The sequence below is a fragment of the Candidatus Lariskella endosymbiont of Epinotia ramella genome (genome assembly GCF_964019805.1).
Lineage (GTDB): Bacteria > Pseudomonadota > Alphaproteobacteria > Rickettsiales > Midichloriaceae > Lariskella.
In genome coordinates this window covers 957,420-980,112 of sequence record NZ_OZ026472.1, presented here as the reverse complement: position 1 = coordinate 980,112, position 22,693 = coordinate 957,420, and the positions used below count along the sequence as shown (strand labels likewise).

Genomic DNA, 22,693 nt, shown 5'->3' with positions numbered 1-22,693 from the left:
TCTTCTTAGTGTTGGTATAAGTTAAAGTGCTGTATAAGTCAGACATTGGAGCTTGAAATATGAGAGATATCAAAGAAATGACATCACAACCTCAATTAAACAAAGAAAAGTTTTTTAGAAAATTTCCAATTATCAGATTTGGAGATTTTATTTTGCGTGAGCTTATGCTTGCTGATAACATTAGGTATTATCAGCTTCTTTCGGATCCAAATGTGAGTCAATATTTATCTGATGAAGATATCCCTCGCTCTCCTGAAGCTGCAATAGAAGAAATAAAATTTTGGAGTTCGTTATTTTACATGAAACATTCTATTTATTGGTGTATAGCAGAAGCAAAGACAAACAACTTAATAGGTACTATAGGTTTTAACAGCTGGAGCTTCTACAACAATAGAGCTGAAATAAGCTATGAGCTTATGAGTCAATATTGGAGAAGAGGAATTATGAGTGCTACTATGTCACAAGTGCTTGATTTTGCCTTCACAAATATGCAAATCCACAGAATGGAAGCAAAAACCATGACGCATAACATTGCATCGCAAAAATTTCTAGAAAAGCATGGCTTTACTCGCGAAGCACTCATGAAAGCATACAGGAAAGTCAGAGGAGAGTTTGTCGATATAGAAACTTATGTATTGTTTAAGAACGATTGGTTAAGGCAATGATTGTTTTTGACAACTCCTTTGTTGCATGAAAGTTGCTGTAAAGACGAACAACCTCAATGAATGCATGATACTTTTGAGGAATTCTTGCTATGTCTTTTGCTGTTGTGATGATCTTAACGTCACACTTTGTCGCTACTAAACAAACACTTTCAAGCTCTTGTTCGGTATACTGATGATGATCTGAGAATATGAAATGTTCTACCACAGTAATATTAAGAGAATGCAGAGTTCTTAAAAAATTCGCTGGATTTGCTATTCCACATATCGCAACAAAAGAGCGACCTTTGATTTGTTCAGCATTTAATATTTCTGTATTTAAATACATTATTGGTTTATTGCTTGTAAACAATGCCTGCAGTTCTTTTCTTGACTGATCTAAAACACCATCACAATAGGTAAATATAAAGTAATCTGATCTTGCGATGCTACCAATAATTGGTTCGCGCAGTGGGCCAACGGGAAGCAATAGCTGATTCCCAAAAAGATAATCACTGTTAATTACGCTAAATACTAAGTCCTTTTTTAACTTATTATTCTGCATACCATCGTCAAATATCAATATATCTGCCTCTTTAGCTGCAGCTCTGGCAGCTAAAACTCTGTTTTTAGATATATAAGTAGGTGCAAGCTGCGCAAGTAAAATAGCTTCATCACCAACATCTGCGCTGGTATGTAACTTGCTATTCACCACTATAAATTCCTTATCTCCTCGAATCGCGCTATTATATCCATGTGCTATAAATACAGGTCTCAATCTAAGTTTTAGACAGAGACGTCCAAGAGCAAGCGCCACTTCTGTTTTGCCTGCTCCACCAACAGTAATGTTGCCAACGCAGATTACTGGTTTTTCTATTTTTTTTGGAAATGAAAGAACATGATAGCGAATTAGATAAGCTAGGTAGTAAAGCCATGAAAGAGGCATGAGTACTGTATGCCAAACACTTCTAATACGCCAGAACTTCCCATATATTGAAGCTTTAAATAAGTGAAAATACATGTATAACAATTAAAAGTCTATTACATCTAATCTTTGTTAATAAGTTGATTTGACACTTAAAGCCAGAACTGGTAATAAAATGGCAAACCGAGAGTCTTTTTGCTAAAAATTGATACGCGCAGCGCAAAAATCCAGCCTTTTATCTGCGAATTTGATGAGATTGCTCTATTTATGAGCGGTCTGAATTCATATCAACTCAACAACTGCATCGAGAGCAAATACTACACGCCACTTCCATAAGATGCATTTACTCTAAACTGGCTTGTAGTATATTATTTTTCAGTATATTCTTGCAATACAATAATGTTGTAATCGTTACTAGAAATGCAATAAATCGCTCTAAATATTACAGAAATAATACTGAGCAAATCATAGAATATAGAGTTATGAAGAAAAAAGTAGGAATAATAGGCGTGTCAGGCAGATTTGGTGCGGCAATTTTTGAAATATTAGAAAAACATCAAGATTATCTACTTGGGTTGTGTTTCAGCCGCAGCGAATCAGATTCTTTAACACTAGAAAATTTACTAACACAAAACGATTATATCATAGACTGTTCGCATTATTCTTTAACAGCGCAAGTCATTGCAGAAGCATTACGAACTCCGAAACCTTTGATAATTTGTACCACTGGTCTTGAAATGATAAAAATTAAGTCTCAGCTTGATATTTTATCTAAAAAGACGCAGATTGTAATTGTGCCAAACACCAGTTTTGGGGCATATATGCAGCGCTTTCTCGCAACACAACTTGCAAAAGCATTAGATTCTACATACGACATAGATATACTTGAGAAACATCACAGAAATAAACTTGACTGCCCTTCTGGCACTGCAAACTCTATAATATCTGATGTAATTTCTACTAAAAAGAGAGAACATAATTTACAATATGGGATATACAGAGCAGATGATGGCAAAAGAGGAGAGAATCTAATAGGAGTTGCGGCACAAAGAAGTGGTAACATCTTTGGAGAACATGAGATCACATTCACAAGCGCTGATGAATCCATCTCTATAAAGCATACAGCATTTAGTAAAGCACTGTTTGCAAAAGGGGCAATAAAAATATTAGACTGGCTGTCAAAGAGCGAGCCTTTACCAGGAATTTATGGAATAGAAGATATAATCATAGCTTAAAATGCAAAAACATATAGAACATCTAAGATCGCTTTACTCAAAATATGCAATTGATGCATATGTCATCCCTTCCTCTGATGAGTTTCAAAATGAATATCCGCCGCAAAAACTCAATAGACTACTTTGGATTACTGGATTCTCATATTCAAATGGGGTTCTCATAATTTCCAAAGATACCAACATCTTTTTTACGGATGGAAGGTATTTATTGCAGGCAAAGGAAGAAATAGGCCAGTACTGTGAAATACTTGATATGTATAAACCAGGTGCTTGCAAGATTATAGGAGATGTATTAAATGGTGGCTCTCTTGGGTATGACCCTATGCTTCACACAGTCGATAATCTCAAATATTATGAAACACTTGCGAGTCGCTATAATTTCTCAATGAAAAGGATTGATACTAATCTAGTAGATATTATAAGATGTGCAGGAAGTAACGAAAATATTCAAGAAAATAGCGATATCACTGTATTTGGCATAGAATATGCAGGAGAAAGCCATTTAGATAAACTAAATAAGCTAACGGCAAAGGTTGAAACGAGTTTAGACTATATATTCGTCACAAGGCTTGATTCAATTTGTTGGCTTCTAAATATAAGGGGGAATGCAGTGCCGTATACTCCATTTCCACTTGCTTACCTACTTCTTGGGACCAAAGAGAATACACTTACACTCTTCGTGGATGACATTACGAAGGCTAAATTAGCGCTTCTGCCAATTTTTGTGGATAATCTGACAATATTACATATAAGTCAGATTAAGTCTGAGTTTAGCAAGCTACTTGAATCTGGAGCAAAGATTCAGCTGGATCCTAGCGATGCAGCATCGTGGTTTTTACAAAATACAAACAAATGCATCATTAAAGAAGATCCTATACAGTTGATGAAAGCTGTAAAAAATGAAGTAGAAATAGATGGCTTTAAAAAAGCTCATTTGTATGAAGGAATCGCAGTTACAGAATTTCTTGCTTGGATTAGCTCCAATCCTGGCATTAGCGAATTTGAAGCTTCGCAAAAATTATTGGAATTCAGAGCCCAGAATAAGGAGTTTTTATATCCAAGCTTTGAAACAATATCTGCATATGGGAAAAATGCTGCTATCGTACACTATAAACCAAGTCTTGAGAATTCCAGCATCATAGAGGAAAGTGGATTGTATTTAGTGGATTCTGGTGGACAATACTATTTTGGAACAACAGATGTTACGCGTACAATATGCATAGGAAAGCCGCAGGATGAACATAAAGTAATGTTTACACTTGTGCTAAAAGGACATATCAGGCTTGCAAGAGCAGTATTTCCAGAAAATACCAGGGGTAGTCAGCTGGATAGTCTAGCGCGCTTTGATCTTTGGCAGCACGGGTGCAATTATAGACATGGCACTGGGCATGGAGTAGGGCACTTTCTATCTGTACATGAGGGGCCGCAATCCATAAGTTCTGGAAAAAAGATTGATGTAGCACTTCAAGCTGGTATGGTTTTATCTAACGAACCAGGGTTTTATAAGGATGGAGAATATGGTATAAGGATAGAGAACATGTTGCTTGTTATTCCATCAAAACACACTGGATATCTTGAATTCCAAAATTTAACAGCAGTACCTATTGCATACGATTTGGTTGATTTTAGTATGCTTGAGCAATATGAGAAGGAATGGCTGCAGAACTATAACAAGACTGTTTACAATTTGATTGGACCATTCATTAGCGACCAAGCAAAAAAATATTTTAGTGGATTGCTTATAGATCTATGAGATAGAGATACAAAAATCATGCAAATAAACAGACTTTTGCTCTGCTTTTTGCAATATAATAACGCTAGTTGCCGATTAACAGTATGCCTATAGGCTAAGCGCTGCCAGCATCATAAAATTGTATTTTAACAATTAGAGACGGGCCGCTTCCAAAGCTAATTTTTGTATATTTTGCCTTGAGTTATAAATTATAAATAATTTTTAACTCACATTATAATGCCATAAGAATAATTAATATGAGATGTTTATGTCTGTTTTTGATACCAGCGATAAAAATGATAAATTTTCAAAACATACACAGAAAACAGTAGAAATAACTAAAAGTGTAGCGCAAGACCAGAAGTCATGCGAAAGCTTCTTGCAATCCGATTCTCCAAAAAGTGGCGGGCTTAGAATGCTGCCACAAAACATTGCATTTAGCAAAGATCAATCATACGAACCCAGCGTCATTGAAGAAAAGTGGCGATCCTACTGGCAGAAGAATGAGATATTTTATGCATCAATAGATAAAACAAAGCAGAAGTATTATGTGCTGGAAATGTTACCATACCCATCCGGGCGTATACATATGGGACACCTGCGCAATTATACGATAGGGGATGCCATTGCTAGATTCAAAAGAGCTGAAGGCTTTAATGTGCTTTATACTATGGGGTGGGATGCGTTTGGTCTTCCAGCTGAGAATGCTGCTATACAAAATAACATTCCTCCAAAAAAGTGGACCCTTGAAAATATAGCATTCATGAAAAGCCAACTGAAGAAGTTGGGTTTCTCGTATGATTGGAGCAGAGAGATCGCAACCTGCCAGCCAGAGTATTACCTGCATGAGCAGGAACTATTCTTAGATTTTTATAAAAGCGGACTAGTATACCAGAAAGAATCTGTAGTAAACTGGGATCCTGTTGATCAAACAGTCCTTGCAAATGAGCAAGTGATAGACGGAAAAGGCTGGAGATCCGGCGCAGCAGTCGAACAAAGGTCCTTAAAACAATGGTTTTTAAAAATCACTGAATTTGCTGATGATTTACTTGATGGGCTAAAAAATTTAGAAGGATGGCCAGAAAAAGTACGTACAATGCAAGAACGCTGGATAGAGAAATCAGAGGGTGCGAAAATTCACTTCAGCATTCTTGGAAAAAACGACTCTACAATAGAGGTGTTTACTACAAGACCAGATACTATCTTTGGCGCGTCATTTTTAGCAGTTGCATATAACCATCCAATCATTGAATCTTTAAATCAATCCTCTGCTCTGGAAGATTTTATCGAGGAATGCAAAAAGTCTGCTGTAAATGAAGCAACAATTGAAACAGCTGAAAAGATAGGTTTTGACACTGGACTTCGGGTTTTGCATCCACTTGATAGTACAATAGAGCTGCCAGTTTATGCTGCAAATTTTGTTGTAATGCACTATGGAGCTGGCGCAGTTTTCGGCTGTCCAGCGCATGACATGAGAGATTTTCTTTTTGCCAAAAAGTATAATCTTCCTGTTAGGCCAGTTATATTGCCAGATATAGATAGCCCAGCAGGACAGAGTTGGAATTTTGAAAAAGAACCTTATACAGGCCCTGGAACTCTTACAAATTCAACTTTTTTAAACGGTCTTAAATCACATGATGCGAAGATACTTGTTACCTCTAGATTAGAAGAGGAAAAAACTGGTAAAAAATGCACAAACTATAGGCTAAGAGATTGGGGAATTTCTAGGCAAAGATATTGGGGCTGTCCGATTCCGGTAATTTATTGTAAGTCATGCGGAGTGCTGCCTTTGCCTAAAGAAGCACTTCCTGTTTTGCTGCCTGATGATGCAGTGCTTGGCATGCAAGGCAATCCGCTTGCAAGTCACAAAACATGGAGATTTACAAAGTGTCATATGTGTTCTGGGCCTGCAGAGCGCGAAACAGATACCTTTGACACTTTTGTAGATTCATCATGGTATTTTATGCGCTATTGCTCACCTCATTTCAAAGAACCGATAGATAAAGAAGCTGTGGATTATTGGATGCCTGTTGATCAATATATCGGTGGAATAGAGCATGCTGTGATGCATTTGCTTTACGCAAGGTTCTTTACAAGAGCTCTAAGCAAAATGGGTTATTTTAAGTTTACAGAGCCATTCTCTAGTCTTCTGACTCAAGGGATGATCAACCACGAGACATATAAAGACTCAAATGGTAATTGGCTATACCCTTCAGACATTACTAAAAATGGGAAAGAAGTGTTTTCTAAATCAACGGGAGAGCGTGTGAATGTTGGAAGAATCGAGAAAATGAGCAAATCCAAATGTAATGTGGTAGAGCCAGACTATATAGTTGAAAAATATGGGGCAGATACAGCTAGACTTTTCCTACTTTCCGATTCGCCGCCAGATAGAGACATAGAGTGGAGTGACACTGGCATTGAAGGTGCAAGCAGATTCTTAAATAAGCTTTATAAACAAGTTGTCAGTACTTTGGAGAATGTAGAGAGTGATTCTTCAGATGGAAAACCAGATGATGATAAGCTAATGAGAATAATACATAGAACAATCCATGATGTGACACGTGAATTTTCCAGCCATGGCTTTCATAAAGTAATAGCACTTTGCAGAGAATTATTTAATGCCGCCTTAGAGCATAAGGTCTCAGCTCATTTAAAAACAGAAGCGCTGTTGATTATAATCAGACTTTTAAATCCAATAATTCCTCATATCACAGAAGAGCTTTGGAGCATTAGTGGATTCGTATGCGCGCTTGCTAAATCTGATTGGCCGAAGGCAGATGAAAAGTATCTGGAAGATGATTTTGTCAATATAGCCATACAATTGAATGGAAAAACAAAAGCCATCTTAGAAATTTTTAGGGGTACCCCCCAATCAGAGGTTGAAAAAAAAGTATTTGCTATTGATAATGTAAAGCATACCCTGATTGGCAAGTCTGTACAAAAAGTGATATACGTAGAAAATAAGATATTGAATGTAGTTTATAAAAATTAGTCTATCTTATAAAACGCGTTTTTCTTCCATAGCTATTTTGCTTTTTATATCGGGCTTTTTCTAACCATTGATTTACTAGAAGTACACTAAGATGGAATCTCACAGCACTGTGTTTTTAAGATCATTCTGCGTAAACTTAGCCTCTAAACCTCTCCGTTGGTTGGATTATTTTGTATCTAGATGCTTGATGTTTTCTGCATTGTTTCCTTTATCCGTGTTTATTTATATAGCGTTAAACAGTGATAAGTCTTTAGCGGCACAGAATATACAGGACCCGACTCATATAGGCGCTACTGTTTCTACTGGTAATAATGCGCATATTGCTGCAAGGATTGAGACACTTGAAAAGTCTCTTAACATGTTGCAAAAGTATACTTACAACCTAAGTACAGAGGCAAATACCGTAAAAGGTGGTGAAAGTACGCATTCAGCTGAAGTAGCGAATGTTGATGAAATTAATGAACATCTGAAGAGTATTCACAATGATATGGAGAAGTTGCAGCAAGATATAGCAAGAATAAATGAAAGGATTACGCAAATTTCCTCTGATTTTGAGCAGCGTATTAGCAATATAGAGCAGCCAATCAAAGAGCAAAAAGAAGCTCAGAATATGGTTCGCGATATGGAATCAGAACTCGAAGAAGTATATTCTCCGAAAAATCAAGAAAATCCTACTGTACGATTAGATGATCCAAGTGAGATTCCTGCAAACAGCGTTGAAGATGAATTTAGAATTGCATATGGATATTTAAAGAGTAAAAATTACACAAAAGCCCAAGAAGCTTTTGAAGCATTTATCAAAAAATATCCAAGAAGTACAATTGTTGGTGCTGCCAGGTATTGGCTTGGCGAAATCTATGCTGTTCACAGGTCATATGATCAAGCAGCTGTTGAATACCTGAAAGGATATCAATCTAACCCAACTGGGAATAGAGCTGCTGATAATCTACTGAGACTTGGAGAAATGTTAATCAAATTAGATAAGCGCCAAGAAGCTTGTTCTACATTAACAAAGATGTCAAAAGAATTTCCTAAGCTTCAACCTTCTTTAAAAAGACAAGTAGATAAGGTAATGAACGAAATAAGTTGTGTGAAATAATAACATAGTTGTTTATAGATGAAAGTGAAAACGTGGAAACTTGTGGCGCAAGAGATGTAAGGAAGAGCAGGCTTTCTTGTATTGTCTAGTACGCGTCGAAAGTGCGCATAAAATGGTGCTTGAAGCGTCAAAATAGCGCTTTCAATCCGTAAGAAGATGTTATAAGTCAGTGCAAAAAACTTACGGATTTTGTGAAAGTAGTGTTTTTAGGCGCAGGAGCAATGAATATATCCAAAAATTAGCAGAGGACAGATCTAAGAGCTAATTTTTGCACGTTTAACTTCTCCGCAAAAATTTATTTATGTCGTAAATCAATTTTTAACGCAGACTAGATATTAGCATAATTGAGAATGCAACTGGACTCTCTAGAGAGGATTTGGTTGCACAGCAAAAAAAGCATCAGAACATCAACTTATCAAAGCAATCTCGCATATTGTCGCATCAAACAGAATGTAATAAAGTTTCTTAAGCGCATGGCCACTTATTACCACGGCGCTCTATTCAACTATTTATTCAAGATTGAATAATGAAAAAGTTTTTAATATTCATAGCTGTTTTTTTCTTGTATTTATATGCTAAAGAGCTTTTAGATACTCGACCTATTCAATTCGAGCGCTATAAAGATAGTGATCAATTTGATGCAGATCTACAGAAGAAATTTCCTCTTGGTTCAGATATGAGGGAAATGATGAAATTATTTGAGCAATCTGGCGCAAAGTGTGAAGATAGATCGGGTGAAGAGCAGTTGCAAAAGGAGGTAGAAAAATATGGCCTAGTATATTGGTGCAAATATAACAGTGATTTACTTAGTTTTGATCCTCTTGGAGTATATCAAATATGGTTTATGGGTGATCAAAATTATAAGTTATTGTATATTGGTGGAGTGAAAACTACAGCACTTGTGACATAATATTATGATACTTTTAACAACTTATTAAAGCAATTTTATCTCTTGCTGCATAAAAACAGAATATAATAAAGCTTCTTAAGCGCATGGCCACTTATTACCACGGCGCTCTACTCAACTATTTATTAAAGATTGAATAATGAAGAAATTTTTAATATTCATAGCTGTTTTTTTCTTGTATTTATATGCTAAAGAGCTTCTAGATACTCGGCCTATTCAATTCGAACGCTATAAAGATAGTGATCAATTTGATGCAGATCTACAAAAGAAATTTCCGCTTGGTTCTGATATGAGGGAAATGATGAAATTATTTGAGCAATCTGGCGCAAAGTGTGAAGATAGATCGGGTGAAGAGCAGTTGAAAGAAGAGGTAGAAAAATATGGGTTAGTTTATTGGTGCAAATATAGCAGTGATTGGCTTAGTTTTGATCCTCTTGGAGGATATATAATATGGATTATGGGGGATAAAAATTATAAATTATTGTATATTGGTGGAGCAAAAACTCCAAAACTAGTTACATAATATTATAATATTTTTAACAACTTATTAAAGCAATTTTATCTCTTGCTGCACAAAAACAGAATATAACAAAGTTTCTTAAGCATCCGGCCACTTATTACCACGGCGTTCTTCTCAACTATTTATTAAAGATTGAATAATGAAAAAGTTTTTAATAGCTATAGCTGTTTTTTTCTTGTATTTATATGCTAAAGAGCTTCTAGATACTCGGCCTATTCAATTCGAGCGCTATAAAGATGGTAAAGAATTTGATGCAGATCTACAGAAGAAATTTCCGCTTGGTTCTGATATGAGGGAAATGATGAAATTATTTGAGCAATCTGGCGCAAAGTGTAAGGATAGATCAGGTGAAGAAGATATGCCAAATTCTATGAAGAAATATGATATAATCTACCGCTGCAAATATAGCAGTGATTGGATTAGTTTTGATCCCCTTGGAGGATATGCAATATGGTTTATGGGGGATAAAAATTATAAGTTATTGTATGTTGGCGGAGCGAAGACCCCAAAACTAGTTACATAATATTATGATATTTTTAACAACTTATTAAAGCAATTTTATCTCTTGCTGCACAAAAACAGAATATAACAAAGTTTCTTAAGCATCCGGCCACTTATTACCACGGCGTTCTTCTCAACTATTTATTAAAGATTGAATAATGAAAAAGTTTTTAATAGCCATAGCTGTTTTTTTCCTGTATTTATATGCTAAAGAGCTTCTAGATACTCGGCCTATTCAATTCGAGCGCTATAAAGATAGTGATCAATTTGATGCAGATCTACAGAAGAAATTTCCGCTTGGTTCTGATATGAGGGAAATGATGAAGCTATTTGAGCAATCTGGCGCAAAGTGTGACGATATATCAGGTGAAGAAGGTCTGCCAAGTGATATGAAGGAATATGATATAATCTATTGGTGCAAATATAACAGTGATTGGATTAGTTTTGATCCACTTGGAGTATATATAATATCAGTTATGGGGGATAAAAATTATAAGTTATTACATGTTGGCGGAGCAAAGGCCCAAAAACTAGCTACATAATATTATACATTATAATATTTTTTCACAATATGTTAATTAGAATGAATTATGAAATCATCAACTATTGAATTTTTTGCAAGGCCAGTAGAAAATACCTTTGATTTGGCGCAGCATCTCTATATTTTAAGTACTGATAGTCAAGGTCATGAAAAAATATTAAGAGCAGGACCGGAGACAGGTACCGGAATGCTTACAGGCGATCTCAAAGTCATATAAGAAACAGGGTAAAAGTCTACACAATCACCGGAACAGATGAAGAAATCCAGAGCAAGATGGAGAAGATGTGGGAGATTGGCCGGCAGATTAATTCAGGTAATTATGACTATAAACTTCCGATACCGGGATGTCCTAATTCGATTTGCCATGTTCAAAATAGCAATACGGCTGCAAATTTATTGGCCAAAGCTGCCAATATTGATTTAAAGCCTGAGCTGGAGAAAAAGGATCTATGGGCGCCTGGTATAGATGGGAGTCTAGATCATACAAATGTAGATAAATTTGTTCTTAGTGCTATAGACACCCTTAAAGAAATGCAAAATAAGATTTCTAATAATTCAAGTGGCTTAGGTAATTTTATTAAGCAAAGTAAAGAGAGGCTGGAGCAGTTTAGTTTTAATAAAAGCAAGCACTATTTAGCAGGAGAAAATGTAAAGTTTGATCAATTAATGAAGGATTTAAATCTAGGTCTTGTCTTAAATACAGGTAAATCTTACAAGTATATGATGTATGGGTCTTCTCCTATTGGCGCTAAATATTATTGTAATACTGCCATTGAATGTTTTAATAAGCAATATGATCATTGTAAAGAATTTAATATGAAAACCTTTTGTAAGACTTGTAACTGGGAGATACAAAAGTTAGATACTTATTCAATTGAATATCTGTGGAAGGGTACCAATGCAATGGGGCAACCTGTGCAGGGAATTTCACGTTTCGATATACGAGATAACAATTTTTATGATCCTGATTACTTAACGACCATTGCAAAGCAATGTGATACATTATCTTCATTTAGAGACGACAAATTATCACCTTTTCATGAGCAAATAGATTCGATTTGTAGTTTTGAAGGGTTAAATGAGATCGGCAGAAATTAATACTATATCTAACGTGCAGTATTACTATTAAGTCCCACTGTCATAACTCTAAGGAATACAGAATTTATCTTGGCCTGCAAGCAACTACTTATGCACCGGAAATCCAGTAGCAAGAGTGGCAAAATTGCAAAAACCTTATGGATTTTCTCGGCAGTACCCAAAGTAGCATTTGCTAGGTATAGGACAAGTTATATATTCAAAAATCTTCAAAAATTAGCTAAAAAGATATAGAAAATAGTATTAATCCATGTAACCTTCAAGCCATTTTTCCTCTAGAGCTTTAAGCTTTCCAGATGCTGCAAGCTGTTCAAGAATTGCATTTACTTCAGGAAGTAGGTCAGATTTTTTCTTAAGAGCTATAGCAAAGCCCCTTATATTATCAGGTAATTGTACTATAGGCATACTATCAATTTTTATGTATTCAAGTTCCTTGTTATAGTCTTTGAAAACTTTAGCTTGCATAGTTTCTAGCAATACAGCATCTATTTTGCCATTTTTAAGATGTTCTATCAGTTGATTATTGTCTCTGAGCGGCAAAATCTCAAATTGCATATTTTCTTCGTTTTCATTCAACAACTTTTCACCCAAGCTGCTGGATTGTACTCCTATTATCAGTCCTTCCAAGTTGGAAGAGCTATGTATTGCTTTTTTGTTAGGCTTGAAAAGCAAGCTCATATCACTGCTTCTGTGATATAAATTTGAAAAATCGACACTGTCTGCTCTAGCTTTTGTTGGGGTCATTGCAGATATTATAACTTCTATATTTCCGCCTCTTAGTGCTGCGATTAGATCTTCAAAGGCTATTTCTTTTACTTCAAGCTTCTTATCTAAGCTTTTCGCAATTTCCGAAGCGAGATCTATATCGAATCCTACAATCTCACCATTTTTTATAAATTCAAATGGAGGATAATCTGGTGCAACACCAACAACTAGTTTTTTACTAAACTCCTCGTTGTCACTACATGCAACTAAAATAACAACTATAGGGAATACAATGATATACTTCAATAAATTTTGCAAAGCCATAAATAAATTCCTAAAATATATGAATAGCAATTCTTATACCATATCATAAAAAGATTTTTAAAATATGCAATGATAGCTGCACTTTTATTGCAAAAATATTATGCACTATTGTGTACTACATTTATTTCATTATGTAAGATCTAAATTTTAAGTTATAGCAATCTTTACTTTCACAATAACATAGTAATTAATTATTTAAAGAGTATTATATAAATATTAAGAAATCACGAATATGACAGGAACTTATGTTAAGATACAAAAATATAAGTGAAATATTGTGCACATATATAAACTTTAATACGTTATGTGTGCTAAATAAAAATAGTGATTATTATTTTTTGTGTTATATCACTCAGATTTTAATTCAGTGAATAGGTTCTGTGACTCATTCAAAAAAGTTGATCGCTGAAATATGGTGAAAATAGTTTTGCTATTGCTTGTGGATACCAAATTTTTATGTTTAGCAATTTTATGTGATTATAAAATTTGTTGCTATAGCACTGCCAGCAAGGTGATTATGCAGACTCCTTTTGCCTGATTTTCCATATTATAACCAACTTACTCAAATAACAGAACACTTTAGCTTCGTCTTCTGTTAAAAATTAAGCACGCTCTTTGGTGCTTTAGCTATAGTATAGTGCACTCAAATCTCACCTTAAATTTTCTAAAAAATACGCAGCTACTATATGCTGTTATTTGAGGAGTTATACTTATGAAAGCAGTGCTATATATTTTTGCAATATTTCATATATCAAGGTTCTCTACTTATTAATATTAAATTTGCACACCTCATCAGTTATTTACAAGTAATATTTGTTGATAAACAGCTAAAAAGCGCTATCCACTTTTTAAGTTGTGCTTAATAATACATTTCGCTACCATGTATTGCATGCCCTCAACTGAGGGTTGCTACATGTAGATATCACATGTAGCATATGTTTTATCTTAATTAGTGAAATGAGGTGAAAAATGTCTGATTCTACTACCATTGTCAATCAAGGTGATGATAACAGCTTAGGTGCACTAGTCAAAGAAGGTGTAGATGGACTGCAAGTTGTGCTCTCAACGGTTGGTGGTCCAGAGGGGAAGATAGCAGCTGTTGCTATAGAAGGCGTTGAGATGTTATTTGAGGGTGAGCTTGAAAAACTTTTTGATGAAGGGCTAGATGAAATTCCAGAGCTGGTTGAAAGAGCGTCTGGTGGAAAAATTAGCGCAAAGTCTGTTGGAGAGATGATGAGTAAAGTTTTAAGAAATGAAACTGTTGACAAGCTGATAGAATCAATTACTAAAGGTATATCAGAACTAATAGTAACATATATAATACAACCGATAAAACAAGGTCTAGATTTTACTACTGACAAAGCGATTGAGTTTTTAGGAAAGCTTGGGGCTTTTGCGGCGCCGTTAAAGGCACTTGCAGAACAATGCGATAAAAATATAGATAATATGCTGGATAAAGTTGAAGAAAATGTTAGAAATACATATAAAGATCTAGATGCTTCTATTGACGATTTTAATAGAAAGTATTCTAGAGAAGAGGTAAAAAGCCAACTTGTACAACATGTGAATAAAGTGATAGAACCAATGCAGGAAGCAACACAGCAAGCACAATCTGCTTTTGGTGTATTGCAACCGCAAGCTTTAGAACGTGGTGTTTCTGGTGAGATAAGTGAAGCTGTTGCAAAAGAAGCTGTACAGATTATGACTGCGCATGGTATTCAAGCCAATGGAAGTAATATAGATGTGCCAAATGCACAAGAATCTTCATTAGGAAAAGAACAAAGTGCGCAAAGAGACGTAGGACATTCCAGGTAATAATTCATCTAAGAGATTGGAAAGGCACCAAACATTATTTGTTTGGTGTATTTCATTTGAAGGTTTATTATACTAGTGCTCTAATTTAAATTGGAGGGAGTTCTTTATATAGAGATAAGATAACAATTGGCTGCCTTGCGTCATAACTCATACGCGCACCAAAACTCGAAAGTGCGCATGAAATGCTGCCACGAGTGTCAAAATAGCGCTTTAAATCCGTAAGAAAATGTTATAATAAACGCGAAAACCTTACGGATTTTATGAGAGCAGATGAGTAATAATATATACAAAAATTAGCACAGGACTGAGCCCTGGGCTAATTTTTGTACATTTAACTTCTCCACAAAAATTTATTTGTGTAGCAATTTTTGGCGGATAAACCGACTATTGTATTGACCCGTGACAATGTTTAAACTTCTTTCCAGAATTGCATGGACATTGCTCATTACGCCCTATTTTACCATCTATAACTATATCATCTATTCTATTATAGCGAAGGTTATCTGTTCTTTTTGTGATAGTGCCAGATGTTCCATGTGCTTCACTTTGACCACTATCCAAATCATGTGTGATCACTAGCCTAGAAATGCGTTGAGTAACCAATTCATCTAGATCATGTAACATTTGTTTAAATAATTTAAACGCCTCTATTTTATACTCATTTAGCGGGTCTTTATTTGCATATGCAAGAAGATTAGTGCCAGCTCTCATATGATCAAGGGTATGTAAATGTTCTTTCCAGAGATGGTCTAATGATATGAGGTATATTCGCTTTAAAGCTTCTTGAATTAAATCTTCACCATATATCCGTAATTTTTCAGAGATGTGTTGCAATGCACGTAGATTGATTGCTTTGAGTATTGCAGCTTCACTTGGATTTTCAATGGCAACCATATCACTCAATTGAAAATGCAAGTCATAAATTCTTGTTAATTCCATTTCTAAAGAGTTGATATCCCATTCATCACGTATATTTTTGCCCGTTATATACTTTCTAAATATATGCTTATTTAGCTCACTGCTAATAACCTCAATCTCATCAAAAAGCCTGGTAGAGGTTAGTATATGCATCCTCTGGCCATATATAACTTTTCTTTGTTCATTCATGACGTCATCGAACTTAAGTAAGTTCTTTCTGATATCGTAATTGCGAGTTTCCACTTTTTGTTGAGCTTTTTGAAGCGCTTTGCTAATCCATGGATGAAATATAGCTTCATCCTCTTTTAGTCCGAGTTTTGTGAGCATACTGCCCATTTTATCCGAACCAAAAAGCCTCATTAAATCGTCTTCGAGTGACAAATAAAATTTGGTTCGTCCATTGTCTCCTTGTCTTCCAGATCTTCCGCGTAGCTGATTATCTATTCGTCTTGATTCATGCCTTTCCGTTCCTATCACATATAGTCCACCAGCACTCAGCACTTTCTCTCTATTTTCAGATACTTCAGAGGCAATTTTTTGTTTTAAAGCTTCAGATTCCTCTTGGCTGAGTTCACCTTTTCTATTTTCAATCTCTTGAGAAAATAACATTGAAGGATTGCCACCAAGCATTATGTCAGTTCCTCTGCCAGCCATATTTGTTGCTATAGTGACAGATTTCAAACGTCCAGCTTGTGCTATTATCTCAGCTTCCTTTTGATGATATCTAGCGTTTAAGACAGAGTGAGGAATTTTCGCCTTCTTTAGCATAGAAGACAAATACTCTGACTTTTCTATACTAACCGTTCCAACTAGTACAGGCTGTCCGATTTCATAAGAAGATTTTATCTCTTTTAAAATCGCTTCGTATTTCATTTTAGCAGTTTGATATATTTCATCATCTTCATCTTTTCTAGCAATTGGCATATGAGTCGGAATTTCCACTACATCAAGCTTATAGATATCGGCAAATTCATTGGCTTCTGTTACAGCTGTTCCAGTCATACCAGCAAGCTTTGGATAAAGGCGAAAATAGTTCTGGAAAGTTATTGATGCAAGAGTCTGATTTTCATTTTGTATTTGTACGTTTTCTTTTGCTTCTATTGCTTGATGCAGGCCCTCTGAATATCTCCTACCTTCCATAATACGACCTACAAACTCATCTATTATCATCACCTTGCCTTCCTTTACTATGTAATCTACATCTTTGCGGAATGTGTGATGAGCTTTAAGAGCCTGATTTATGTAATGTACAACAGACATATTATCATAATCATAAAGGCTAGAGCCGCTTTGTATTATACCTTTTTGTTGTAATATGCCCTCTATATGTTCATGCCCATTATCTGTTAAAAATACTGATTTCCCTTTTTCATCTACTTCATAACATTCTTTTGGAAGGAGCTTAACTACATCATTGATTTTATAATACAAACTGGCATTATTCTCGGCAGGACCAGATATTATCAAAGGAGTCCTTGCTTCATCTATCAGTATGCTATCTACTTCATCTATGATTGCATAGTTAAACTTACGTTGTACAATTTGTTCAAGATCATGTTTTAGATTATCGCGCAAGTAATCAAATCCAAATTCATTGTTAGTGCCATATGTTATATCTGCTTTATAAGCATTTTTCTTTTCAAATTCATCCATGTCATTTGTTAGACAACCAACGGTAATACCTAAAAAACTGAACAATTGTCCCATTAGTGTTGCGTCACGTTTTGCAAGATAATCGTTCACTGTGACTATATGAACACCATCTCCTGTAAGTGCATTCAAATATGCAGGTAATGTTGCAACCAATGTTTTTCCTTCACCAGTTCTCATCTCGGCTATTTTGCCATAATGCATCACAATGCCGCCTATTATTTGCACATCGAAATGTCTCATGCTTAGCACTCTTCTTGATGCTTCTCTGATTTGTGCAAATGCTTGTGGTAATATGGAGTCAAGAGAGCAACCTTCTTTTAGCTTTTGCTTTAGGACATTGGTATAGCTCTTAAGTTCAGAATCACTCATAGTAGTGAATGTTTCTTCCAGTACATTAATACTCTTTACTATTTTATTTGTAGATTTAATAATCCTATCATTCGCAGACCCAAAAACTTTCCTTAACAAGTATGAAAACATTAAATCACCTAATTCTTTAAATTAAACCTCTGATAAATAGCGCGCTGACATAAAATAAAAACTTATCTCATATATTTGAGTGGTTGAAAAAAGCAATACTCAAAAACTATCATCTTTGATATATCATCCTAAATGCAGGATATGTGACAAATATGGATTGGTACTTAGTCTGTCTAATCAGTTGATGATCAATTTGAAAAGATTAATACCAGGTAAGTTAATTGCATTATCTTAGAACTTTCAGCATAGCATTCAATACATGTTAAACTATGCATTGAAACTGCAATAAACAGTACTTATATTGCAAAGACTTGAACATTTGCATGCACAATTATACTACTGATTTATTGAAAGTTAAGTTAAAATTCGCGTGAGTGTACCACTTTTATTTTTATAGCTAATAAAAAGCAAGAGTTCCAAACGATGAAAAATGTTAAATGTGATCTAGAAAAAATGAATTTATTAGCAAAAGATATTGCATCACGTTTGAGTATTGGTAATATACTATGTCTTAAAGGTGATCTTGGGGCTGGAAAAACAACATTCGCAAAAATGGTTATAAATGCTCTTGAAAAGGGTGAGATTGAGGTCACGAGCCCAACTTTTAATATAGTTAATGTATATAATTTGAGTAATTCTGTTGCACTTTGGCATTTTGACCTTTATAGGTTAAAGGAAATAGGAGAGGTTGACCAACTTGGAATAGAAGATGCTTTTAGTTCTGGTATTTCCATAATAGAGTGGCCGGAAATTATAGAAAATTCTCTTCCAAAGCATACAATGTTTGTAAGCATTGACTTTGCAGCGGAAGATGGTGATGTGAGGCTAATATCTGTCCGATTTGGTAGTGAAAGTATCAAAAAATAAGGATATTATGAATTCAAAAAGAAATGGAATTTTAAGAGGTGAGGCGGAAGAGGCCATAAGGACTTTGTTGCGTTGGATCGGTGATAATCCAGAGAGGGAAGGGCTTTTTGATACTCCTGCGCGAGTTGTCAGAAGTTTCGATGAATATTTTGTAGGGTATAAGATAGATCCTAAAAAGTTACTTGAAACTACTTTTTCAGAAGTCGATGGTTACTCTGACTTGGTCTTGTTAAAAGATATCACTATAGAATCACATTGTGAGCACCATATGGCTCCTATTGTTGGTGTTGCACATGTTGCTTATATACCAAATGGAAGAGTAGTTGGGATAAGTAAACTGGCAAGAGTTGTTTGTACGTTTTCGAAGAGATTGCAGCTTCAGGAGCGCTTAACATGGCAGATAGCAAATTGTATTAATGAAGCGCTAATGCCAAAGGGTGTTGCAGTTGTAATAGAGGCAAAACACAATTGTATAACTTCAAGAGGTGTTTACCATCCGGCAACTATTATGCATACTCAAGCAATGATTGGTGCTTTTGAAGCAGTAGAAATGCAGAAGCAATTTTTATCGCGTATTAGCATCTAAATAATATTGTCTTTTTGTGCAAAGTGTGATTGAATGCGTATCGTTGTTTGAAATGGAGAGATAGCCAAGTGGTCAAAGGCAGCAGACTGTAAATCTGCCCGCGCGAGCGTTCGCAGGTTCGAATCCTGCTCTCTCCACCATCACAGGTTTGCTTTATGCATACTATTCTGGTGTGATTTTTGTTTTTTGCGGGTGTAGCTCAATGGTAGAGTCCCAGCCTTCCAAGCTGGCTGTGTGGGTTCGATTCCCATCACCCGCTCCAGATTATGATCTTGTATCTGTGTTTTATAGTATGCTTTTTTAGTCTGTGAGCCTTTGTTACTAATTTTATAGTTGCCTGCTTCATAACTTCTAAGGAGCTAGAGGATTTATCTTGGCCTGCAAGCAATTATGAGGCACCAAAAGTCCAGCAGAAAAAGTGGCAAAATTGCCAAAAACTTTATGGATTTTGTTAAATAGTATTTGCAAGTGTCGGAAAATTATACGACACTGCGCTCAAGTAAGTGCAGGCGCATGAATTTGAATGGCATGATTTTTTAGAATACCAGTTAATTGCTGAATCAAATATTACACATATTTGCGAAGAAATTAACGAAGTAATACTTGAAAATTATTACAGAGCCGTGCCTAAAGCATTTTTGTACATTTAACTTTCCGCAAAAATTTATTTGCGTAGCAAATTGATTTTTGACGGACAGACTTTATACTAAGTATATGTGGAAAGCTAATGTGTTGACTACATCTCCTTGGGTGTTTCCTGGGCCGCTCGGTGTCTCCGTAATTGGAAGAGCGCTTGCTGGGTTAAAGTGGGGGCTTGATGTACATAACTTGAGAGATTTTGCTAGTGACAAAAACGGTTCTGTGGATGATGCGCCATATGGTGGTGGCGGAGGAATGGTGCTTAGGGCTGATGTTGTTGGAGATGCAGTGGATGCTGTATTTTTAGGGAATGGTCTTCCGATCATCTATATGTCGCCAAAAGGTACGCTGCTGAACCAGAAGGTAGTTGTAGAACTAGCATCTGGTTCAGGAGTGAATTTGATCTGCGGTTGCTTTGAGGGGTTGGATGAGAGGGTATTGGAAGAATATTCTATAATAGAGGTAAGTATAGGAGACTTCGTTCTTTCATCTGGAGATGTTGCTGCGATGGTATTGATAGATGCTTGTGTTCGGATGATACCTGATGTGCTTGGGAATCCTGAATCTCTTAGTGAAGAATCTTTTAGTGCTGGTTTAGGCGGCGGAATGTTGCTAGAATATCCTCACTATACAAGACCGAAGAGCTGGAGAGGACGCAGTGTTCCAGATGTTTTGATGTCAGGACATCATGGTGCTGTGCACGATTGGAGGCTGAAAATGGCTGAAGCTAAAACTAGGGATGTACGTCCTGATTTGTGGAATTTGTACTTACAAGGAGAAAAAAGATGAATTTGCTAGAGCAATATAACAAGAATCGTATGGAGATGTTGGTTGGTGACAAGAAGATTCCGGATTTTAAAGCGGGAGATACGCTCAAGGTTTTTACCAAAATAAAAGAGGGTGCTAACGAAAGGATACAGATATTCGAGGGTGTGTGTCTTGGAAAGCGTAATAAGGGCGTTGCTTCTAATTTCATAGTTAAGAAGATGAGTTCTGGGTATGGTGTTGAAAGAATGTTTCCGTTATATTCACCTCATGTGGAAAAAATTGAGGTGTTGCGTAGAGGAAGAGTACGTAGAGCGAAAATTTACTATATGAGAAGTATCCAAGGTAAGGCTGCGCGTATTAAAGAGATAGTTACTTTTGCTCCTAAAGATAAGACTGCAAAGTAATAAAGCTTTTTATAGCGCATGGTTGTGAGTTAGTTTATCTTTATATTTCGATATATGTGGCAGACTCACTATTGTTTCTTTTGAAATTTGAGACAGCTTGCGGTAAAAGTTGATTGCTTGCTTTATAAATTTTATGCCTCTGTGGCGGAATGGTAGACGCGACAGACTCAAAATCTGTTACTCCTTGCGAGTGTGCTGGTTCAAGTCCTGCCAGAGGCACCATCTAAAAAATTCTTGTATATAATGCTATTTAGTTTGTATATTAATGTAATGTACGGATTGAGGCTTGTTGCGTTCAAAAGTTGCTCTTTCTTCATATATTCTTATGCTATTCTTGTGGAGATAGTTTGTTCATATATTGCATTGCCGGTAGTACATAAGTAGTATTTGCCTCATCACTTCTTAAGTGAGTGCTGGATTGATATAGGTTGCCAAGCAATTATGGTGCACATGAATCCAGCAGAAAAAGTGGCAAAATTGCCCAAAACCTTATGGATTTTGTTAAGTAGTATTTGCTAGGTAGTACGGGCTTTGTTGCATAATGAGACTATTTCATTATCATTACATATAAAATCCTAAAGCTTCTCACTTCAAGAAGTTTATCTGCCATTGAAATATCAGCTTTGTTAGTTTATTTAGCAGATAAACTCAAGGATATGCTCTGCGCATTATGCAACAAAGCCGGTAGTACGCCGCGCCAAAAGTCTCGAAAGTGGGCATAAAATGGTGTTTGAAGCGCAAAATAGCGCTTTAAATCTGTAAGAAAATGTTATAATAAACGCAAAAACCTTACGAATTGTTGCAGCAAGCATTACATTCACATTTTTGAATATGCCATTGCAATTTGAAAAGCGCTTGAGTACTTTTTCAAGAGTAGACAAGCCGTATAATGTCTATTTTACACAAGTCATTCAAAAATTTAGCTAGACCAAAAATTCCATCCATGAGTGATGAGTATACGAGTAATGCCGCTGATTGAGACTTTTGGCGGATAGACTAAGTAGTATTTGCTAGATACAGGACAATTATATATTCGAAAATTAGTACAGAGCAGTTCTAAAAGCTAATTTTTGCATATTTTAACTCTCTGCAAAAATAGATTTGCGCAGCAAATCTATTTTTGACTGATAGACTCATTATAATTTCTCTGATATCCGTTGGTTCATTCCGATAATAACAGCTTTAGACATTAGATCTTCTGAGATTTTGATATTAAACTTGCTTGCAACATTATAATTAATGAAAAGAACAGTTTCATTTGGAAATGCGATCGGAATTTGCTCAATCTGAACTCCATCTAGAATTTTTGATATAATTTCTGCGGTTTGTAAACCAAGCTTATA

19 protein-coding genes, 3 tRNA genes and 1 pseudogene are annotated in these 22,693 nt (G+C 35.6%); 19 read left to right on the top strand and 4 right to left on the bottom strand.

The window, feature by feature from the left end:
* Nucleotides 1-59: 59 nt before the first annotated feature.
* On the top strand, nucleotides 60-665 hold the full coding sequence (locus AACL20_RS04205) for a GNAT family protein (protein WP_339040204.1): 606 nt from the start codon (nucleotides 60-62) through the stop codon (nucleotides 663-665).
* On the opposite strand, the gene lpxK is transcribed toward AACL20_RS04205, so the two are convergent.
* Entirely contained in the window at nucleotides 640-1,662 is a 1,023-nt protein-coding gene (lpxK, locus tag AACL20_RS04200) for a tetraacyldisaccharide 4'-kinase (protein WP_339052675.1), read from the bottom strand. The genes AACL20_RS04205 and lpxK overlap by 26 nt on opposite strands.
* A 386-nt stretch (nucleotides 1,663-2,048) precedes the next feature.
* Here lpxK and dapB point away from each other — a divergent pair, with 386 nt between their 5' ends.
* The 10 genes from dapB to AACL20_RS04150 all read left to right on the top strand — a co-directional run bounded on the left by dapB (nucleotide 2,049) and on the right by AACL20_RS04150 (nucleotide 12,194).
* Nucleotides 2,049-2,801, top strand: a complete 753-nt coding sequence (gene dapB / locus AACL20_RS04195; protein WP_339051779.1) for a 4-hydroxy-tetrahydrodipicolinate reductase — start codon at nucleotides 2,049-2,051, stop codon at nucleotides 2,799-2,801.
* A 1-nt stretch (nucleotide 2,802) separates the two neighbouring features.
* The gene (locus AACL20_RS04190) at nucleotides 2,803-4,554 is read left to right on the top strand and encodes an aminopeptidase P family protein (protein WP_339051778.1); all 1,752 of its coding nucleotides are present in this window, start codon (nucleotides 2,803-2,805) and stop codon (nucleotides 4,552-4,554) included.
* Nucleotides 4,555-4,948: 394 nt separating this feature from the next.
* Nucleotides 4,949-7,528, top strand: coding sequence for a leucine--tRNA ligase (leuS, locus tag AACL20_RS04185; protein WP_339052674.1), 2,580 nt, complete (start codon nucleotides 4,949-4,951; stop codon nucleotides 7,526-7,528).
* Nucleotides 7,529-7,742: 214 nt separating this feature from the next.
* Nucleotides 7,743-8,627 carry a tol-pal system protein YbgF gene (ybgF, locus tag AACL20_RS04180; RefSeq protein ID WP_339051777.1) on the top strand — a complete coding sequence of 295 codons (885 nt, stop codon included), beginning with the start codon at nucleotides 7,743-7,745 and terminating at the stop codon, nucleotides 8,625-8,627.
* Between the two features lie 526 nt (nucleotides 8,628-9,153).
* Nucleotides 9,154-9,537, top strand: coding sequence for a hypothetical protein (locus AACL20_RS04175; RefSeq protein ID WP_339051776.1), 384 nt, complete (start codon nucleotides 9,154-9,156; stop codon nucleotides 9,535-9,537).
* Between the two features lie 136 nt (nucleotides 9,538-9,673).
* On the top strand, nucleotides 9,674-10,057 hold the full coding sequence (locus AACL20_RS04170; RefSeq protein ID WP_339051775.1) for a hypothetical protein: 384 nt from the start codon (nucleotides 9,674-9,676) through the stop codon (nucleotides 10,055-10,057).
* Nucleotides 10,058-10,193: 136 nt separating this feature from the next.
* Entirely contained in the window at nucleotides 10,194-10,577 is a 384-nt protein-coding gene (locus AACL20_RS04165; RefSeq protein ID WP_339051774.1) for a hypothetical protein, read from the top strand.
* A 136-nt stretch (nucleotides 10,578-10,713) separates the two neighbouring features.
* Nucleotides 10,714-11,097, top strand: coding sequence for a hypothetical protein (locus AACL20_RS04160; RefSeq protein WP_339051773.1), 384 nt, complete (start codon nucleotides 10,714-10,716; stop codon nucleotides 11,095-11,097).
* A gap of 48 nt (nucleotides 11,098-11,145) precedes the next feature.
* Nucleotides 11,146-11,313, top strand: coding sequence for a hypothetical protein (locus tag AACL20_RS04155; RefSeq protein ID WP_339051772.1), 168 nt, complete (start codon nucleotides 11,146-11,148; stop codon nucleotides 11,311-11,313).
* 56 nt (nucleotides 11,314-11,369) lie between these two features.
* Nucleotides 11,370-12,194 (top strand): hypothetical protein, encoded by an 825-nt coding sequence (locus AACL20_RS04150; RefSeq protein WP_339051771.1) that lies wholly within the window; start codon nucleotides 11,370-11,372, stop codon nucleotides 12,192-12,194.
* A gap of 240 nt (nucleotides 12,195-12,434) precedes the next feature.
* Here AACL20_RS04150 and AACL20_RS04145 read toward each other — a convergent pair whose 3' ends face one another.
* Nucleotides 12,435-13,220, bottom strand: coding sequence for an ABC transporter substrate-binding protein (locus tag AACL20_RS04145; protein ID WP_339051770.1), 786 nt, complete (start codon nucleotides 13,218-13,220; stop codon nucleotides 12,435-12,437).
* A 969-nt stretch (nucleotides 13,221-14,189) separates the two neighbouring features.
* Here AACL20_RS04145 and AACL20_RS04140 point away from each other — a divergent pair.
* The gene (locus AACL20_RS04140; RefSeq protein ID WP_339051769.1) at nucleotides 14,190-15,035 is read left to right on the top strand and encodes a hypothetical protein; all 846 of its coding nucleotides are present in this window, start codon (nucleotides 14,190-14,192) and stop codon (nucleotides 15,033-15,035) included.
* A gap of 384 nt (nucleotides 15,036-15,419) precedes the next feature.
* Here the strand turns inward: AACL20_RS04140 and secA are convergent, their stop codons facing one another.
* Complete coding sequence (gene secA, locus AACL20_RS04135) at nucleotides 15,420-18,086, bottom strand: preprotein translocase subunit SecA (RefSeq protein ID WP_339051768.1); 2,667 nt, start codon at nucleotides 18,084-18,086, stop codon at nucleotides 15,420-15,422.
* 423 nt (nucleotides 18,087-18,509) lie between these two features.
* Here secA and tsaE point away from each other — a divergent pair, with 423 nt between their 5' ends.
* The 7 genes from tsaE to AACL20_RS04100 all read left to right on the top strand — a co-directional run bounded on the left by tsaE (nucleotide 18,510) and on the right by AACL20_RS04100 (nucleotide 21,572).
* Entirely contained in the window at nucleotides 18,510-18,953 is a 444-nt protein-coding gene (gene tsaE, locus AACL20_RS04130; RefSeq protein WP_339051767.1) for a tRNA (adenosine(37)-N6)-threonylcarbamoyltransferase complex ATPase subunit type 1 TsaE, read from the top strand.
* A 7-nt stretch (nucleotides 18,954-18,960) separates the two neighbouring features.
* The gene (gene folE, locus AACL20_RS04125) at nucleotides 18,961-19,539 is read left to right on the top strand and encodes a GTP cyclohydrolase I FolE (protein WP_339040630.1); all 579 of its coding nucleotides are present in this window, start codon (nucleotides 18,961-18,963) and stop codon (nucleotides 19,537-19,539) included.
* A 54-nt stretch (nucleotides 19,540-19,593) separates the two neighbouring features.
* Nucleotides 19,594-19,679, top strand: a tRNA-Tyr gene (locus AACL20_RS04120).
* A gap of 48 nt (nucleotides 19,680-19,727) precedes the next feature.
* Nucleotides 19,728-19,801, top strand: a tRNA-Gly gene (locus AACL20_RS04115).
* 452 nt (nucleotides 19,802-20,253) lie between these two features.
* Complete coding sequence (trmD, locus tag AACL20_RS04110) at nucleotides 20,254-20,967, top strand: tRNA (guanosine(37)-N1)-methyltransferase TrmD (protein ID WP_410519899.1); 714 nt, start codon at nucleotides 20,254-20,256, stop codon at nucleotides 20,965-20,967.
* Nucleotides 20,964-21,350, top strand: a complete 387-nt coding sequence (rplS, locus tag AACL20_RS04105) for a 50S ribosomal protein L19 (protein ID WP_339042629.1) — start codon at nucleotides 20,964-20,966, stop codon at nucleotides 21,348-21,350. Before trmD ends, rplS begins: the two co-directional genes overlap by 4 nt.
* Before the next feature lie 135 nt (nucleotides 21,351-21,485).
* Nucleotides 21,486-21,572: transfer RNA gene (locus AACL20_RS04100), tRNA-Leu, on the top strand.
* A 914-nt stretch (nucleotides 21,573-22,486) separates the two neighbouring features.
* On the opposite strand, the pseudogene AACL20_RS06960 reads toward AACL20_RS04100, so the two are convergent.
* Nucleotides 22,487-22,681, bottom strand: a pseudogene (locus AACL20_RS06960) (ABC transporter substrate binding protein); the annotation flags it as partial.
* Nucleotides 22,682-22,693 lie beyond the last annotated feature (12 nt).